Origin of the sequence: Streptomyces neyagawaensis (genome assembly GCF_023516595.1) — a bacterium.
GTDB lineage: Bacteria > Actinomycetota > Actinomycetes > Streptomycetales > Streptomycetaceae > Streptomyces > Streptomyces neyagawaensis.
The window spans coordinates 235,826-251,560 of sequence record NZ_JAMGBG010000027.1; the positions used below are offsets into that span (position 1 = coordinate 235,826).

Genomic DNA, 15,735 nt, shown 5'->3' on the forward strand with positions numbered 1-15,735 from the left:
GCAAGTCCGTTGGAGGAAGCTCGCTCATGACAGAGCCGACGTACCGCCAGGTGCCCGCCCAGGTCGACCTGCCCGCGCTCGAGCACGCGGTGCTCGACTTCTGGCGCGAGCAGAAGATCTTCGCCAAGAGCCTGGAGCAGTCCGAGGGTCGCCCCGAATGGGTGTTCTACGAGGGCCCGCCCACCGCCAACGGCATGCCGGGCGCCCACCACATCGAGGCCCGCGTCTTCAAGGACGTCTTCCCCCGCTTCCGCACCATGCGCGGCTACCACGTGGCCCGCAAGGCCGGCTGGGACTGCCACGGCCTGCCGGTGGAGCTGGCGGTCGAGAAGGAGCTCGGCTTCAACGGCAAGAAGGACATCGAGGCGTACGGCATCGCCGAGTTCAACGCCAAGTGCCGTGAGTCCGTGCTCCGCCACACCGACGCGTTCTCCGACCTGACGACCCGCATGGGCTACTGGGTCGACCTCGACGACGCGTACGTGACCATGGAGCCCGAGTACATCGAGTCCGTCTGGTGGTCGCTGAAGGAGATCTTCAACAAGGGCCTGCTGGTCCAGGACCACCGCGTGGCCCCCTGGTGCCCCCGCTGCGGCACCGGCCTGTCGGACCACGAGCTGGCGCAGGGCTACGAGACGGTCGTCGACCCCTCGGTGTACGTCCGTTTCCCGCTCACCTCCGGTCCGCTCGCGGGCGAGGCCGCGCTCCTGGTGTGGACGACCACGCCGTGGACGCTGGTGTCCAACACCGCGGTCGCCGCCCACCCCGAGGTCACCTACGTGGTCGCCACGGACGGCACCGAGAAGCTCGTCGTCGCCGAGCCGCTCGTCGCCAAGGCGCTCGGCGAGGGCTGGGAGACCACCGGTCAGTCCTTCACCGGCGCCGAGATGGAGCGCTGGACCTATCAACGTCCGTTCGAGCTCGTGGAGTTCCCCGAGCCCGCCCACTACGTGGTGAACGCCGAGTACGTGACCACCGAGGACGGCACGGGTCTGGTCCACCAGTCCCCCGCCTTCGGTGAGGACGACCTCAAGGTGTGCCGGGCGTACGGCCTGCCGGTGATCAACCCGGTCCGCCCGGACGGCACGTTCGAGGAGAACGTCCCGCTGGTCGGCGGCGTCTTCTTCAAGAAGGCGGACGAGAAGCTCACCGAGGACCTCCAGACCCGGGGCCTGCTGTTCAAGCACATCCCGTACGAGCACAGCTACCCCCACTGCTGGCGCTGCCACACCGCGCTCCTCTACTACGCGCAGCCGTCCTGGTACATCCGCACCACCGCCGTCAAGGACCGTCTCCTCCAGGAGAACGAGAAGACCAACTGGTTCCCGGACACGGTCAAGCACGGCCGCTTCGGCGACTGGCTGAACAACAACATCGACTGGGCGCTGTCCCGCAACCGCTACTGGGGCACCCCGCTGCCGATCTGGCGCTGCGAGGAGGGTCACCTCACCTGCGTGGGCTCCCGCGAGGAGCTGAGCCGGCTCTCCGGCACCGACCAGTCGGAGCTGGACCCGCACCGCCCGTTCATCGACGCGGTCACCTTCCCGTGCCCCGAGGGCGGCTGCGCCGCCACCGCCACCCGCGTCCCGGAGGTCATCGACGCCTGGTACGACTCGGGCTCGATGCCGTTCGCGCAGTGGGGCTACCCGTACAAGAACAAGGAGCTCTTCGAGAGCCGCTACCCGGCCCAGTTCATCAGCGAGGCCATCGACCAGACCCGCGGCTGGTTCTACACGCTGATGGCGGTCGGCACCCTGGTCTTCGACAAGTCGTCGTACGAGAACGTCGTCTGCCTCGGCCACATCCTCGCCGAGGACGGCCGCAAGATGTCCAAGCACCTCGGCAACATCCTGCAGCCCATCCCGCTCATGGACCAGCACGGCGCCGACGCGGTCCGCTGGTTCATGGCGGCCGGCGGCTCCCCCTGGGCGGCCCGCCGCGTCGGCCACGGCACGATCCAGGAGGTCGTGCGCAAGACCCTCCTCACGTACTGGAACACGGTCGCCTTCCAGGCCCTGTACGCCCGTACGTCGAACTGGGCGCCGTCCGAGGCGGACCCGGCCCCCGCCGACCGCCCCGTCCTGGACCGCTGGCTGCTGAGCGAGCTGCACGCCCTGGTCGACCAGGTGACGCAGTCGCTGGAGGCGTACGACACCCAGCGCGCCGGCAAGCTGCTCTCCGCGTTCGTGGACGACCTGTCGAACTGGTACGTCCGCCGCTCGCGCCGCCGCTTCTGGCAGGGCGACAAGGCCGCGCTGCGCACCCTGCACGAGGTCGTCGAGACGGTCACCAAGCTGATGGCCCCGCTGACCCCGTTCATCACCGAGCGGGTCTGGCAGGACCTGATCGTGCCGGTGTCCCCCGGTGCTCCGGAGTCCGTGCACCTGGCGTCCTGGCCGGAGGCGGACCTCACGGCCATCGACCCGGAGCTGTCGAAGCAGATGGTGCTCGTCCGCCGTCTCGTGGAGCTGGGCCGCGCCACGCGCGCGGAGTCGGGCGTCAAGACCCGCCAGCCGCTGTCCCGCGCCCTGGTGGCCGCCACCGGGTTCGGCTCCCTGGACCCCGAGCTGCACACCCAGATCACGGAAGAGCTGAACGTGAGCTCGCTCGCCTCGCTGAGCGAGGTCGGCGGCAGCCTGGTGGACACCACCGCCAAGGCGAACTTCCGCGCCCTCGGCAAGCGCTTCGGCAAGCGCGTCCAGGACGTGGCCAAGGCCGTGGCGAACGCGGACGCCGCCGCCCTCTCCCTCGCCCTGCGGGAGGGCACGGCGTCGGTCGAGGTCGACGGTGAGACGATCACCCTGGCGCCGGACGAGGTGATCATCACGGAGACCCCGCGCGAGGGCTGGTCGGTCGCCTCCGACTCGGGTGCGACGGTGGCCCTGGACCTGGAGATCACGGAGGAGCTCCGCCGGGCGGGCCTCGCCCGTGACGCGATCCGGCTGATCCAGGAGGCCCGCAAGAACAGCGGCCTCGACGTGGCCGACCGCATCGCGCTGCGCTGGACCGCGACCGACGAGGCCGTGGTCGACGCGCTCACCGAGCACGCCGGGCTGATCGCCGACGAGGTCCTCGCGACGGACTTCGCCACCGGTGAGGCCGACGACACCTACGGCGCCCCGTTCACGGACGAGGCCCTGACCCTGACGTTCCGCCTCCGCAAGGCGTGACGCAGGCCCGCTGAACCGCCCGGCCCGGAGCCGACCGCTCCGGAGCCGCGGCGCCGATCATGACCGAAGGCCCGGTGACACCGCACAGGCGGTGTCACCGGGCCTTCGGCGTGGTGTGCTTCGGCGTGGTGTGCGCAGGACATCCGTCCCACCTGCGAACAACCGTCCCAAACACCCCCGAACGCGCGTAGCACAAGGGCGGGGCCCCGGATCGAAGAGATCCGGGGCCCCGCCCTGAACGCTGCCGACGCCTATGGCGCGCCGGTGATGATCAGTTGTCGTCCTCGTCGATGAGGAAGCCACGCATCGGCGAGGGAGCCTGCCCCATCGGCGACGGACCCTGCGGCCGGACCGGAGCCATCGGCTGGGTCATGGCCGGGGACATCTGCTGCTGACCGCCGTAGGAGGGCGCGGCCGGCGCCGGGGCGCCACCCATGCCCTGGCCGCCGTACGACGGCGCGCTCGCACCGGCCGGCGCCATGGACGGCGACGGGGACGGCGGCAGCGACGCGGTCGCCGGGGTGCGCGGCGGGGCCAGCGAGTCGTCCGCCTGGGTCTCCAGCTGACGCAGCTGCGACTCCAGGTAGGACTTCAGACGCGTGCGGTACTCGCGCTCGAAGCCGCGCAGGTCCTCGACCTTGCGCTCCAGCGTGGCGCGGGCGGACTCCAGGGAGCCCATCGCGACGCGGTGCTTCTCCTGCGCGTCCCGCTCCAGGGCGTCGGCCTTGGCACGGGCGTCCCGCTCCAGACCCTCGGCGCGGCTACGGGCCTCGCCGACGATCTTGTTGGCCTCGGAACGGGCCTCGGCGATCGCCTGGTCGGCGGTCTGCTGGGCCAGCGAGAGCACACGCGCGGCGCTGTCGCCGCCCGGGCCCTGACCGGGGCCGCCCATCGGACCACCCATGGGGCCGCCCATCGGGCCACCCATCTGCTGCATGGGCGGCTGGCCACCCATCGGGCCCTGCCCCATCTGGGGCTGACCCATCTGGCCCTGGCCCATGGGGCCCTGGCCCATCGGCCCCTGACCCATCGGTCCGGGACCCTGCTGCCCCTGGCCACCGGGGCCGGCGGGCAGCTGCGGAGCACCGCTCGGCAGCTGGGGCGGGCCACCCATGGGGCCCCCCATCTGCTGCGGCGGGCCCGATATCCCAGCGGGTACGGGACCGCCGGGTCCTCGCATGCCCTGCTGCTGCATGCCGCCCTGCTGCATACCGCCCTGCTGCATGCCACCTTGCTGCATGCCGCCCTGCTGCTGGTCCTGCGGCTCGGGGGGCTTGCGCATGTTCTGCTGATTCTGGGCAGCAGCACGCGTGGCCGCGGCGAGCTTGGCACGCAGGTCCTCGTTCTCACGAAGCAAGCGCGTCAGTTCGGCTTCGACCTCATCGAGGAAGGCATCGACCTCGTCCTCGTCATAGCCTTCTCGGAGGCGGACGGTCGTGAACTGCTTGTTCCGCACGTCCTCGGGGGTCAACGGCATCTCTTCACCTCAACGTAGTCGTCGGCATTCGGCAAGACCGCATCTCTCACACCGTTCCCATCCCGCTGGCCACTACCGTGCGCAGGATAAAAACGATGATCATCAGCACGAAGAAGGACAGGTCGAGCGCCACGCCCCCGAGACGCAGCGGCGGAATGAACCGCCGCAGAAGCTTGAGCGGTGGATCAGTGACAGTGTAGGTGGCCTCCAGAACGACCACCATCGCCTTGCCGGGTTGCCATGAGCGGGCGAACTGGAAGACGTAGTCCATGACCAACCGGAAGATCAGCACGATGAAGAACACCGTCAGCGCGATGTAGAGGATCGTCAAGACCACGCTCATGTCCGGTGTTTCCCTCTCCCCGTTCCGTGCTGCCTGTACTGCTGTTTCCGGGTGGTGCGTCTCAGCTCTGGTTGAAGAACCCGCCCTCTGCGATGCGGGCCTTGTCCTCCGCCGTGACATCGACGTTAGCAGGCGACAACAGGAACACCTTCTGCGTCACCCGCTCGATGCTTCCGTGAAGACCAAACACCAAACCTGCCGCAAAGTCGACAAGTCGCTTCGCATCTGTGTCGTCCATCTCAGTCAGATTCATGATCACCGGGGTGCCCTCACGGAAGTGTTCCCCGATGGTACGGGCCTCGTTGTAGGTCCGCGGGTGCAACGTCGTGATCCGATACGGCTCCCGTTCGGACACGACCTTGGGCATGATCACCGGTGCGTTCTTCTCCAGACTGGAACGGTCTTGTGTGATGGACGCCACGGGTGCGATCCGGGCGGGTCGCACCGATTCCGCGGGGAGCGAAGTGGCGTGCGCCACCGGCTCGCGCTGCGCCGGGGGCTGCACCACTCGCACCGATTCGTCCCTTTGGGACTGATGTGACTGGTGTGACTGGTGCACCGGTTCATGGCGCCGGTGGTCCCGCTCGGGCTCGGGGTCGAGCTCGGGCTCGAAGTCGTCATCGGGGTCGAATCCCCTGCCGTCGTACCCATCGTCCTCCACGAGGCCGAGGTAGACCGCCATCTTGCGCATCGCGCCGGCCATGCTCTGAGTCCTCCGCTCTGTGGTGGATCGACTGACGACTTCCCAAGTGCCCGCGATCCACGAGGTCGTTGCGCCGCCCTTCGACGGAATGACCATATTTTCTGCTGTGGTCCGACTTCTTGGCGACGTTACCCGAGCCTGGGGCGGACTCCGAGTACCGCAGTGCCGACGCGCACATGTGTCGCCCCTGCCGCCACGGCCTCCTCGAGGTCCGCACTCATCCCTGCGGAGACCATGTTCGCAGCCGGATGAGCGCGGCGCAGGTCGGTCGACAAATCCATCAACCGCCCGAAGGCCTCGCGTTGCCGCCCGGCGTACTCGCCGGTGAGCGGCGCCACGGTCATCAGACCATCGAGCCGCACCCCCGGGGAGTCGGCGAGGAGATCGGCCAACTCCGCGATCCCGTCCGGACCGACACCGCCGCGCGCCCCCCGGCCGCTCTCGTCCGCGTCAAGGGCGACCTGGATGAGGCAGCCCACCTCGCGTCCGACCCGGACCGCCTCCTTCGACAGTGCCGTGACGAGCCGGGAGCGGTCGACGGACTGCACGAGATCGGCATAACGCACCACAGAACGGACCTTGTTGGTCTGCAATTGCCCCACGAAGTGCCACACAAGGGGCAGATCCGAGCACTCTGCCGCCTTGGGGGCCGCGTCCTGGTCCTTGTTCTCGGCAACATGACGCACACCGAGTTCCGACAGGATCCGCACATCGCTCGCGGGATAGGTCTTGGTGACCACGATCAGGGTCACCTCTTCATGCTTGCGCCCCGCGGCCGCGCACGCCGCCGCGATGCGACCCTCCACCTTCGCCAGATTCGCGGCGAGTTGTGCCTTACGGTCGGTCATGCCCATCAGTCCAGCCAGACATATCCCGCGAGTCGCCCTGTGGTGCGGTCGCGGCGGTACGAGAAGTGGTCGCGCGACTCCAGCGTGCACACCGGCGACTGCTCCCGGTCGTGCACCCCCAGTCGCTCCAGCTGGGAGTGCACTCCGGCGCTCACATCCACGGCAGGCGTGCCCCAACTGGTCTCGGCGTACGCCGTCGGCTCCACGGCGGCCACGTCGGCGCGCATCGCTTCGGGCACTTCGTAACAGCGGCCGCAGACGGCGGGGCCGGTGCGGGCGACGATCCGCGCGGGGTCGGCGCCGAGTTCGATCATGGCCTTGACGGCGGCCGGGACGACCCCGGCGACCATTCCGGGCCGGCCCGCGTGGGCGGCGGCCGCGACCCCGGCGACGGGGTCGGCCAGCAGTACGGGCACGCAGTCGGCGGTGAGCACCGCGAGCGCGAGTCCGCGCCCGGTGGTGACGATCGCGTCGACGGAGGGGATGTCGACCGCGGAACCCCATGGTCCGTCGACCACCGCCACGTCCGCGCCGTGCACCTGTTTCATCCAGACGACCCGGCCGGGGTCGAGGCCCAGCGACTTCGCGGCCAGCTCCCGGTTGGTCGTCACGGCGGCAGCGTCGTCCCCGACCGCCCCGCCGAGATTGAGCTCCTCATACGGAGCGGCGCTCACCCCGCCCCACCTGTCGGTGAAGGCGAAGTGCGCGCCGCTCGCGTTCTCGCGCTGTCCTATCACTTGAGGAAGTCCGGCACGTCCAGCTCCTCCGCCGCACTGTCCGTGTAGGACCGGGACGGCGGGACCGGCGGGGCGACGGGCACCTCGCTCACCGGCTCCGGTGCGGGCGCCGGCTCCTCCTTCGGCTTGACGCTGCCGAGCGAGCCGAAGGACGGGCGGGCCTCGGCGGCCCGCACCGGGGCGGGCTCGTCCCGCTTGGCCGAGGCCGAGCCGAGGATGTTGTCCCGCTTGGCCGGGGGCTGCCCGCCGTCGAAGCCGGCCGCGATGACCGTGACCCGGACCTCGTCGCCGAGGGCGTCGTCGATGACCGCGCCGAAGATGATGTTGGCCTCGGGGTGGGCGGCCTCGCTGACCAGCTGGGCGGCCTCGTTGATCTCGAAGAGACCGAGGTCGGACCCGCCGGAAATGGAGAGCAGCACCCCGCGGGCACCGTCGATGGAGGCCTCCAGCAGCGGCGAGGAGATCGCCATCTCGGCGGCGGCCACCGCGCGGTCGTCGCCGCGGGCCGAGCCGATGCCCATGAGGGCGGAGCCGGCCTCGGACATGACGGACTTGACGTCGGCGAAGTCGAGGTTGATCAGGCCGGGCGTGGTGATGAGGTCGGTGATGCCCTGGACACCGGAGAGCAGGACCTGGTCGGCCGACTTGAAGGCGTCGAGCACCGAGACCTGGCGGTCCGAGATGGACAGCAGCCGGTCGTTCGGGATGACGATGAGGGTGTCGACCTCTTCACGGAGCTCGGCGATGCCGTCCTCGGCCTGGTTGGCGCGGCGGCGGCCCTCGAAGGTGAAGGGGCGGGTGACCACGCCGATGGTGAGGGCGCCCAGCGAGCGGGCGATGTTGGCCACGACGGGCGCGCCGCCGGTGCCGGTGCCGCCGCCCTCGCCGGCGGTCACGAAGACCATGTCGGCCCCCTTGAGGACCTCCTCGATCTCCTCGCGGTGGTCCTCTGCGGCCTTGCGGCCGACCGCCGGGTTGGCGCCGGCGCCGAGTCCGCGGGTGAGTTCACGGCCGACGTCGAGCTTGACGTCGGCGTCGCTCATCAACAGAGCTTGCGCGTCGGTGTTGATGGCGATGAACTCGACGCCCTTGAGACCGACCTCGATCATCCGGTTGATGGCATTGACACCACCGCCGCCGACACCGATGACTTTGATGACTGCGAGGTAGTTCTGCGGTGCTGCCACGTCGAAGGCCTCTCGCCTCGAGTTACGTGTCGCCGCCTCGCGGGTACCCGCGATCCGACGACTGATGCCGAAGTGGGACGGTCCGAACGCCGACCCGAACCCTAACGCTGAAGTTTAGGGTTACCAGTGTGTCTGTTCCTTGGACTCTTCCGAACAGGACACTAAGTCGACAAGTGGCGCACGTTCAACGAACACGCCGAACCTCCCGTTTTTCTTTTCACCCTATGTGATCAGCCGTAGCGGTGCCCAACCAGGGTGCTGGCCTGCACGGATACGCGTCAACTCCCTGATGACGCAGGCGCCGTGGGGACACTCACGTCGAAGTGCCCCGCGTCGGGGGCGGCTTTCATCAGCGCGCTGAGTGCACGGGCCTTCGCACGCCCCTTCTCCGCGCTCCCCCAGGCGACGGTGCGGTCCCCGCTCAGCTCCAGCGAGATGGAGTCGTAGGAGCGGACCTTGACGACCATGGTGTCCGGCGCGACCGCGGCCGGAATGTCACCCGCGACCCGCACCGCCTCACGCACCAGCCGGTCCTCGCCGAATCGCCGCAGACTGGCGGCGGAGGATCCCGGACGGGACAGCGCCAATTCCAGGACGGGAACGCCCTTCGGGGCACGCGAAACGGTGGCGAAACGAACACCCTTCGCGTCGACTTCGACGTACTTGCCCGAATTTCCGGCGGCTTCGACAATCAGCACCGGAGTGCGCTCGGTGACTTTCAGCCCGATTCCATGAGGCCAGGAACGAATGACCTCAACCGAGTCGATTCGGGGCAATTTCTCCAGCAATCGCGACTCGATCGCGTCGGTGTCCACGGAAATCAGCGGATCCCCGGGGGGCACCTCGGCCGCCTCGCGCACCTGGGCCTCGGTGAGCACCCGGGTGCCCGACACGGAGACCCGCTCGGCCCGCAGCCACGACGAGCCGTACAGGGCCCAGACCGAGACCCCGCCGAGCAGCACCAGGGCGACCGCGGCGGCGATCAGGGCCCGCGGGCCGGGCCGCCGCCGGCGTCGTGGAAGCGGGCCGGAGTCCAGATCGTCGTCCGCGCCGCGTTCGGCGGTGGTCGGTCCGGCCACGCTCCCCTGCCTTCTGCCGCGCCCCTAGCGGCGCGACGCGATCGCCTCGTACACCATCCCGACGAGCAGGTCGTCGGCGTCCCGGCGGCCGAACTCGCTGGCGGCGCGGGACATCTCGTACAGCCGGTGCGGGTCGGCGAGCACGGGCAGGACGTTCTGCTGGACCCACTGGGGGGTCAGCTCCGCGTCATCGACCAGCAGCCCGCCGCCGGCCTTGACCACCGGCTGGGCGTTCAGCCGCTGTTCGCCGTTGCCGATGGGCAGCGGGACGTAGGCGGCGGGGAGCCCGACGGCGGAGAGCTCGGCGACGGTCATCGCGCCCGCGCGGCAGAGCATCATGTCGGCCGCGGCGTACGCGAGGTCCATCCGGTCCACGTACGGTACCGGGATGTACGGGGGCATCCCCGGCATCTGGTGCACCTGCGGCAGTTCGTTCTTCGGGCCGACCGCGTGCAGGATCTGGATCCCGGCCTGCTGGAGGTAGGGCGCGACCTGCTGGACCACCTCGTTGAGGCGGCGGGCGCCCTGCGAGCCGCCGGAGACCAGCAGCGTCGGCAGGTTCGGGTCGAGACCGAACAGGGCGCGGGCCTCGGGGCGCGCCGCGGCGCGGTCGAGGGTGGCGATGGAGCGGCGCAGCGGGATGCCGATGTAGCGGGAGTCGCGCAGCTTGCTGTCCGGGGTGGAGACGGCCACCTGGGCCGCGTACCGGGAGCCGATCTTGTTGGCGAGGCCGGGTCGGGCGTTGGCCTCGTGGACGACGATCGGCACCCCGAGGCGCTTGGCGGCGAGGTAGCCGGGCAGGGCGACGTAGCCGCCGAAGCCGACGACGCAGTCCGCCTTGGTGCGCTCCAGGATCTGCTCGGTCGCCTTGATCGTGCCGCGCAGTCGGCCGGGCACGGTGATCAGCTCGGGCGTGGGCTTGCGTGGCAGGGGTACGGCGGGGATCAGCGCGAGTTCGTAGCCGCGCTCGGGGACGAGGCGTGTCTCAAGGCCGCGCTCCGTGCCCAGGGCCGTGATGCCCACGGTCGGGTCCTGCCTGCGCAGGGCGTCCGCGAGGGCGAGCGCGGGCTCGATGTGACCGGCGGTTCCGCCACCGGCGAGGACGACATGCACCGAAATTCACCGCTCTCCGGACGAACGTGCCGTTCAGGCACGCCGTCGCATCGTGTTCCATCTCCCGGGCCGCCCCGAAGGGCGGCCGCCCCGCTTTCTACCAAAGCGAGGTTGCCGCATCGCAAGCGCCGCCCGCGCAGCGGGCTCGTCGCGTGCGAAGGCGATCAGCAGCCCGATGGCGAACATGGTCGGCAGCAGGGCCGAACCCCCGTAGGAGAACAGCGGGAGCGGGACTCCGGCGATCGGCAGCAGACCGAGCACCGCACCGATGTTGATCACCGCCTGAGCGGTGATCCAGGTGGTCACGCCTCCCGCGGCATACCTGACGAAGGGGTCCTCCGTGCGTCCGGCCACGCGGATACCCGCATAGCCTAGAGCCGCGAAGAGGGCGAGCACCGACAGCGTCCCCGCGAGACCCAGTTCCTCACCGGTGACGGCGAAGATGAAGTCGGTGTGCGCTTCCGGGAGTTGGCCCCATTTTTCCACACTGGCACCGAGCCCGGAGCCGAAGATTCCGCCCGAGGCGAGGGCGTAGATGCCGTGCACGGCCTGCCAGCAGGTGTCCCCCTGCCCCGGTTCCGTGGCACCGATGCACGCGAGTCGGGCCATACGGTTCTCGCTGGTCCTGATCAGGACGAAGCCGATCAGTCCGGCGACGGACAGCACACCCACGAACAGCCTGGTCGGCGCGCCGGCCAGCCACAGCAGGCCGAACAGGATGGCCGTGAGGATGATCGCGGTGCCCATGTCGCCGCCGAGCATGATCAGCCCGAGGAGCATGAACGCCACCGGCACCAGCGGCACCAGCATGTGCTTCCACTGGGTCAGCAGCCGCCTGTCCTCCTTGCGGGCGAGCAGATCGGCCCCCCACAGCACCAGCGCCAGCTTGCCGAACTCGCTGGGCTGGATCTGGAACGAGCCGCCGACGGCGATCCAGTTCTGGTTGCCGTTGATCGACTGCCCTATCCCCGGGACCTGCACCAGGGCCATCAGGAAGACACAGCCGGCCAGGATCGGGTACGCCAGTGCCCGGTGCAGCTTCACCGGCATGCGCGAGGCCACGAGCAGCAGCAGGGTGCCGATCGACGCCGCGAGGAACTGCTTGCGGAAGAAGAAGGTCCCCGGCAGCGACTTCTGCAGCGCCGTGATCTGCGAGGCCGAGTAGACCATCACCAGGCCGAGCACGGTGATCAGCAGACTGCCGCCGAGGATCAGGTAGTACGCGGTGAGCGGGCGGTCCCAGGCCCGCCGCGCCCGCGTGTGGAGCCGGCGTACGGGGTTCTCGCGGGACGGGCGGGGGACGGGCGGCCTGCGGGTGAGGCGCTGGACGGGAGGGCGGCCGGTACGGCTACTGGGCATCGGGGGCGCCCTTCCCGCGGCGCACCGACGACATCCGTGTCACGCGTTCCCTCCCAGGTTCGCCCAGCTCCGCCGCCAGGCACGGGCGGGCCGGTCAGCCGTCCGCGGAGGCGAGTTCGCGCACTGCCTCCGCGAACGCTTCCCCGCGCCTGTTGTAGTTGACGAACATGTCCATCGACGCGCAGGCCGGTGCCAGCAGCACCGTGTCGCCCGCCTGGGCGAGCGCCCGTGCCTCGCGGACCGCCGCGAGCATCGCCCCAGTGTCTGTCCGGTCGAGGTCCACGACCGGCACTTCGGGGGCGTGTCGCGCGAGCGCTTCGCGGATCAGCGCGCGGTCCGCGCCGATCAGCACGACGCCCTTCAGCCGCTTCGCCGCCCCGGCGACGAGCTCGTCGAAGGTGGCGCCCTTGGCGAGTCCGCCCGCGATCCACACGATCGACTCGTAGGCCGCCAACGAGGCCTGGGCGGCGTGCGTGTTGGTGGCCTTGGAGTCGTCGATGTACGTGACGCCGTCCACGTCGGCCACGTGTGCGATGCGGTGGGCGTCCGGGGTGAAGGCCCGCAGGCCGTCCCGTACGGCCTTGGCGGGCACGCCGAAGGCGCGGGCGAGGGCGGCCGCGGCGAGGGCGTTGGCGACGTTGTGCGGGGCCGGCGGGTCGATGTCGGAGACCTCGGCGAGCTCCTGGGCGTTCTTCTGGCGGTTCTCGACGAAGGCCCGGTCGACCAGGATGCCGTCGACGACGCCGAGTTGGGACGGGCCCGGGGTGCCGAGCGTGAACCCGATGGCCCGGCAGCCCTCTTCGACGTCCGCCTCGCGCACCAGGTCCTCGGTGGACGGTTTGTCGGTGGCATCCACGTTGTAGACGCAGGCCACCCGGTTGCCCTCGTAGACGCGGCCCTTGTCCTTGGCGTACGCCTCCATGGAGCCGTGCCAGTCGAGGTGGTCGGGGGCGAGGTTCAGGACGGCGGCGGAGTGGGCGCGCAGCGAGGGCGCCCAGTGGAGCTGGTAGCTGGACAACTCCACGGCCAGGACGTCGTACTGCTCGTCGCCGAGGACGACGTCCAGGAGCGAGACCCCGATGTTGCCGACGGCGGCCGTGCGCAGCCCCGCCGCCCTGAGGATCGAGGCGAGCATCTGGACGGTCGTGGTCTTGCCGTTGGTGCCCGTGACGGCCAGCCAGGGCGCCGCGTCGGGGCCGCGCAGGCGCCAGGCCAGCTCGACGTCGCCCCAGATCTCCAGGCCCGCCTCGCGGGCGGCGGTGAACAGCGGCTTGTCGGGCTTCCAGCCGGGCGCGGTGACGACGAGGTCGGTGCCCTCGGGCAGGGTGGCGCCGTCACCGAGGCGCACGGTGATGCCGAGCGCCTCCAGCTCGGCGGCCTGGGCCCGGGCGCGTTCGTCGTCGCCGTCGTTGACGACCGTGACGGCGGCGCCGAGGCCGTGCAGGACCTTGGCCGCGGGGATGCCGGAGACGCCGAGCCCGGCGACGGTGACGTGCTTGCCCTGCCAGTCGGTCACTTGTCGGCCGCCCATCCCGCGTAGAAGAGGCCCAGTCCGACGATCACACAGATGCCCTGGATGATCCAGAAGCGGACCACGACGAGGACCTCGGACCAGCCCTTGAGTTCGAAGTGGTGCTGGAGCGGTGCCATGCGGAAGACGCGCTTGCCGGTCAGCTTGAACGAGCCGACCTGGATGACGACCGACATGGTGATGAGGACGAACAGGCCGCCGAGGAGCGCGAGGAGCAGCTCGGTGCGGGAGCAGATCGCGAGACCGGCGAGCGCGCCGCCGAGGGCCAGCGAACCGGTGTCGCCCATGAAGATCTTCGCGGGCGAGGTGTTCCACCACAGGAAGCCGAGGCAGGCGCCCATCAGGGCGGAGGCGACGATCGCGAGGTCGAGGGGATCGCGTACCTCGTAGCAGGCTTCCGGGTTGGTCAGGGTCTGCGTGTTGGCGCAGGACTCCTGGAACTGCCAGACGCCGATGAAGGTGTACGCGCCGAAGACGAGCACGGAGGCGCCGGTGGCGAGGCCGTCGAGGCCGTCGGTCAGGTTCACGCCGTTCGACATCGCGAGGATCATGAACAGCGCCCAGATCACGAACAGCACCGGGCCGATGGACCAGCCGAAGTCCTGCACGAAGGAGAGCTTGGTGGAGGCCGGCGTCTGATCGCGGGCGTCCGGGAACTGCAGCGCGAGGACCGCGAAGCCGATACCGACGATCAGCTGGCCGGCCATCTTGGCCTTGGCGCGCAGACCGAGCGAACGGCGCTTGACGATCTTGATGTAGTCGTCGAGGAAGCCGACCAGGCCCATGCCGCCCATCAGGCCGAGCACCAGCAGACCGGAGAAGGTCGGCGGCTGGCCCGAGATCACCTTGGCCAGGAAGTACGCGACGATCGTCGCCAGGATGAAGGCGATACCACCCATGGTCGGCGTACCGCGCTTGCTGGCGTGCTCGCGCGGGCCGTCGTCACGGATGTACTGGCCGTAGCCCTTGCGGGCCAGCAGCTTGATCAGCAGCGGGGTGCCGACCAGCGTCAGGAAGAGACCGATGACTCCTGCGAACAGGATCTGATTCATCATCGCGCGGCAACCTCACCCTCGTTGCCGCCGTCGAGCAGCGCCTGCGCCACACTCTCGAGCCCGACCGACCGGGACGCCTTCACGAGCACGACGTCCCCCGGGCGCAACTGACTGCGCAACAGGTCGATCGCCGCCTGTGCGTCGGACACGTGCACCGACTCCTCACCCCACGAACCCTCGTTGTATGCGCCCAGTTGCAGCCACGAGGCCTCCCTGCCCCCGACCGCGACGAGCTTGCCGACATTGAGCCGGACGGCGAGCCGTCCGACCGCGTCGTGCTCGGCGAGCGATTCGTCCCCGAGCTCGGCCATCTTGCCGAGCACCGCCCAGGTCCGCCGCCCCTTGCCCATGGCTGCGAGCGCGCGCAGAGCGGCCCGCATGGACTCGGGGTTCGCGTTGTAGGCGTCGTTGACGACCGTCACGCCGTCCGGGCGCTCGGTGACCTCCATCCGCCAACGGGAGAGGGAGCCCGCCTCGGAGAGCGCGGTGGCGATCTCTTCCGCGGACATGCCCAGCTCATGGGCGACGGCGGCCGCGGCGAGCGCGTTCGACACGTGGTGCTCACCGTACAGGCGCATGGTCACATCACTTGCACCGGAGGGTGTGTGAAGGCGGAACGCGGGCTGTCCCGCGTCCGTGAGCCGTACGTTCTCTGCGCGTACGTCCGCTTCGCCGGACTCTCCGAAGAGGACGACCTTGGCCTTCGTACGGGAGGCCATGGCGCGGACGAGGGGGTCGTCGGCGTTGAGGATCGCGGCGCCGCCCTCGCTCGCCGGCGGCAGGGCCTCGACCAGCTCGCCCTTGGCCTGCGCGATCTGCTCACGGCCGCCGAACTCGCCGATGTGGGCGGTGCCGACGTTGAGCACGAGGCCCACCTTGGGCGGGGTCAGGCCGGTGAGGTAGCGGATGTGGCCGATGCCGCGGGCGCCCATCTCCAGGACGAGGAAGCGGGTCTCCTCGGTGGCGCTGAGCGCGGTGAGGGGCAGCCCGATCTCGTTGTTGAGGGAACCGGGCGTGAACACCGTCGGCGCCTTGCGGCGGAGCACCTGGGCGATCAGGTCCTTGGTGCTGGTCTTGCCCGCGGAGCCGGTGAGGGCGACGAGGGTGGTGCCGAGTTCGCGCACCACATGGCG

At 70.0% G+C, this 15,735-nt stretch carries 13 protein-coding genes; 1 reads left to right on the top strand and 12 read right to left on the bottom strand.

Translation table 11 applies throughout. The features are described 5' to 3' along the window. Nucleotides 1–26 precede the first annotated feature (26 nt). Nucleotides 27–3,170, top strand: a complete 3,144-nt coding sequence (ileS, locus tag M8J73_RS14915; protein ID WP_249828702.1) for an isoleucine--tRNA ligase — start codon at nucleotides 27–29, stop codon at nucleotides 3,168–3,170. A gap of 271 nt (nucleotides 3,171–3,441) precedes the next feature. On the opposite strand, the gene M8J73_RS14920 is transcribed toward ileS, so the two are convergent. From M8J73_RS14920 to M8J73_RS14975, 12 genes are all read right to left on the bottom strand, one after another. Continuing rightward, nucleotides 3,442–4,647: a DivIVA domain-containing protein gene (locus M8J73_RS14920; RefSeq protein WP_055538814.1), complete on the bottom strand. Its 1,206-nt coding sequence runs from the start codon at nucleotides 4,645–4,647 to the stop codon at nucleotides 3,442–3,444. A gap of 46 nt (nucleotides 4,648–4,693) precedes the next feature. Further along, nucleotides 4,694–4,990 (bottom strand): YggT family protein, encoded by a 297-nt coding sequence (locus M8J73_RS14925; protein WP_055538813.1) that lies wholly within the window; start codon nucleotides 4,988–4,990, stop codon nucleotides 4,694–4,696. 61 nt (nucleotides 4,991–5,051) lie between these two features. Beyond that, nucleotides 5,052–5,693 (bottom strand): cell division protein SepF, encoded by a 642-nt coding sequence (locus tag M8J73_RS14930; RefSeq protein WP_055538812.1) that lies wholly within the window; start codon nucleotides 5,691–5,693, stop codon nucleotides 5,052–5,054. A 128-nt stretch (nucleotides 5,694–5,821) separates the two neighbouring features. Further along, entirely contained in the window at nucleotides 5,822–6,541 is a 720-nt protein-coding gene (locus M8J73_RS14935; RefSeq protein ID WP_055538815.1) for a YggS family pyridoxal phosphate-dependent enzyme, read from the bottom strand. A gap of 5 nt (nucleotides 6,542–6,546) precedes the next feature. Beyond that, nucleotides 6,547–7,278: a peptidoglycan editing factor PgeF gene (gene pgeF / locus M8J73_RS14940; protein ID WP_055538811.1), complete on the bottom strand. Its 732-nt coding sequence runs from the start codon at nucleotides 7,276–7,278 to the stop codon at nucleotides 6,547–6,549. Continuing rightward, nucleotides 7,275–8,465, bottom strand: a complete 1,191-nt coding sequence (gene ftsZ, locus M8J73_RS14945; RefSeq protein WP_055538810.1) for a cell division protein FtsZ — start codon at nucleotides 8,463–8,465, stop codon at nucleotides 7,275–7,277. The genes pgeF and ftsZ overlap by 4 nt, the downstream gene beginning before the upstream one ends. Before the next feature lie 278 nt (nucleotides 8,466–8,743). Next, nucleotides 8,744–9,544: a cell division protein FtsQ/DivIB gene (locus tag M8J73_RS14950; RefSeq protein ID WP_055538809.1), complete on the bottom strand. Its 801-nt coding sequence runs from the start codon at nucleotides 9,542–9,544 to the stop codon at nucleotides 8,744–8,746. A 24-nt stretch (nucleotides 9,545–9,568) separates the two neighbouring features. Beyond that, nucleotides 9,569–10,657 carry an undecaprenyldiphospho-muramoylpentapeptide beta-N-acetylglucosaminyltransferase gene (murG, locus tag M8J73_RS14955; RefSeq protein ID WP_055521865.1) on the bottom strand — a complete coding sequence of 363 codons (1,089 nt, stop codon included), beginning with the start codon at nucleotides 10,655–10,657 and terminating at the stop codon, nucleotides 9,569–9,571. Nucleotides 10,658–10,690: 33 nt separating this feature from the next. Beyond that, entirely contained in the window at nucleotides 10,691–12,016 is a 1,326-nt protein-coding gene (gene ftsW, locus M8J73_RS14960) for a putative lipid II flippase FtsW (protein WP_249828703.1), read from the bottom strand. 94 nt (nucleotides 12,017–12,110) lie between these two features. Next, nucleotides 12,111–13,547, bottom strand: a complete 1,437-nt coding sequence (murD, locus tag M8J73_RS14965; RefSeq protein ID WP_055542686.1) for a UDP-N-acetylmuramoyl-L-alanine--D-glutamate ligase — start codon at nucleotides 13,545–13,547, stop codon at nucleotides 12,111–12,113. Continuing rightward, nucleotides 13,529–14,602: a phospho-N-acetylmuramoyl-pentapeptide-transferase gene (gene mraY, locus M8J73_RS14970; protein ID WP_055542685.1), complete on the bottom strand. Its 1,074-nt coding sequence runs from the start codon at nucleotides 14,600–14,602 to the stop codon at nucleotides 13,529–13,531. Before mraY ends, murD begins: the two co-directional genes overlap by 19 nt. Further along, nucleotides 14,599–15,735, bottom strand: a 1,137-nt coding sequence (locus tag M8J73_RS14975; RefSeq protein ID WP_249828704.1) for a UDP-N-acetylmuramoyl-tripeptide--D-alanyl-D-alanine ligase, incomplete at its 5' end; no start/stop codon positions are given. The genes M8J73_RS14975 and mraY, both read right to left, overlap by 4 nt.

Bases quoted from the DNA above. Each gene is read 5' to 3' on its own strand.
- M8J73_RS14920 (WP_055538814.1), bottom strand. From the start codon at position 4,647: ATGCCGTTGACCCCCGAGGACGTGCGGAACAAGCAGTTCACGACCGTC.
- M8J73_RS14935 (WP_055538815.1), bottom strand. From the start codon at position 6,541: ATGACCGACCGTAAGGCACAACTCGCCGCGAATCTGGCGAAGGTGGAG.
- ileS (WP_249828702.1), top strand. From the start codon at position 27: ATGACAGAGCCGACGTACCGCCAGGTGCCCGCCCAGGTCGACCTGCCC.
- M8J73_RS14925 (WP_055538813.1), bottom strand. From the start codon at position 4,990: ATGAGCGTGGTCTTGACGATCCTCTACATCGCGCTGACGGTGTTCTTC.
- mraY (WP_055542685.1), bottom strand. From the start codon at position 14,602: ATGATGAATCAGATCCTGTTCGCAGGAGTCATCGGTCTCTTCCTGACG.
- murD (WP_055542686.1), bottom strand. From the start codon at position 13,547: ATGGGCGGCCGACAAGTGACCGACTGGCAGGGCAAGCACGTCACCGTC.
- ftsW (WP_249828703.1), bottom strand. From the start codon at position 12,016: ATGCCCAGTAGCCGTACCGGCCGCCCTCCCGTCCAGCGCCTCACCCGC.
- M8J73_RS14930 (WP_055538812.1), bottom strand. From the start codon at position 5,693: ATGGCCGGCGCGATGCGCAAGATGGCGGTCTACCTCGGCCTCGTGGAG.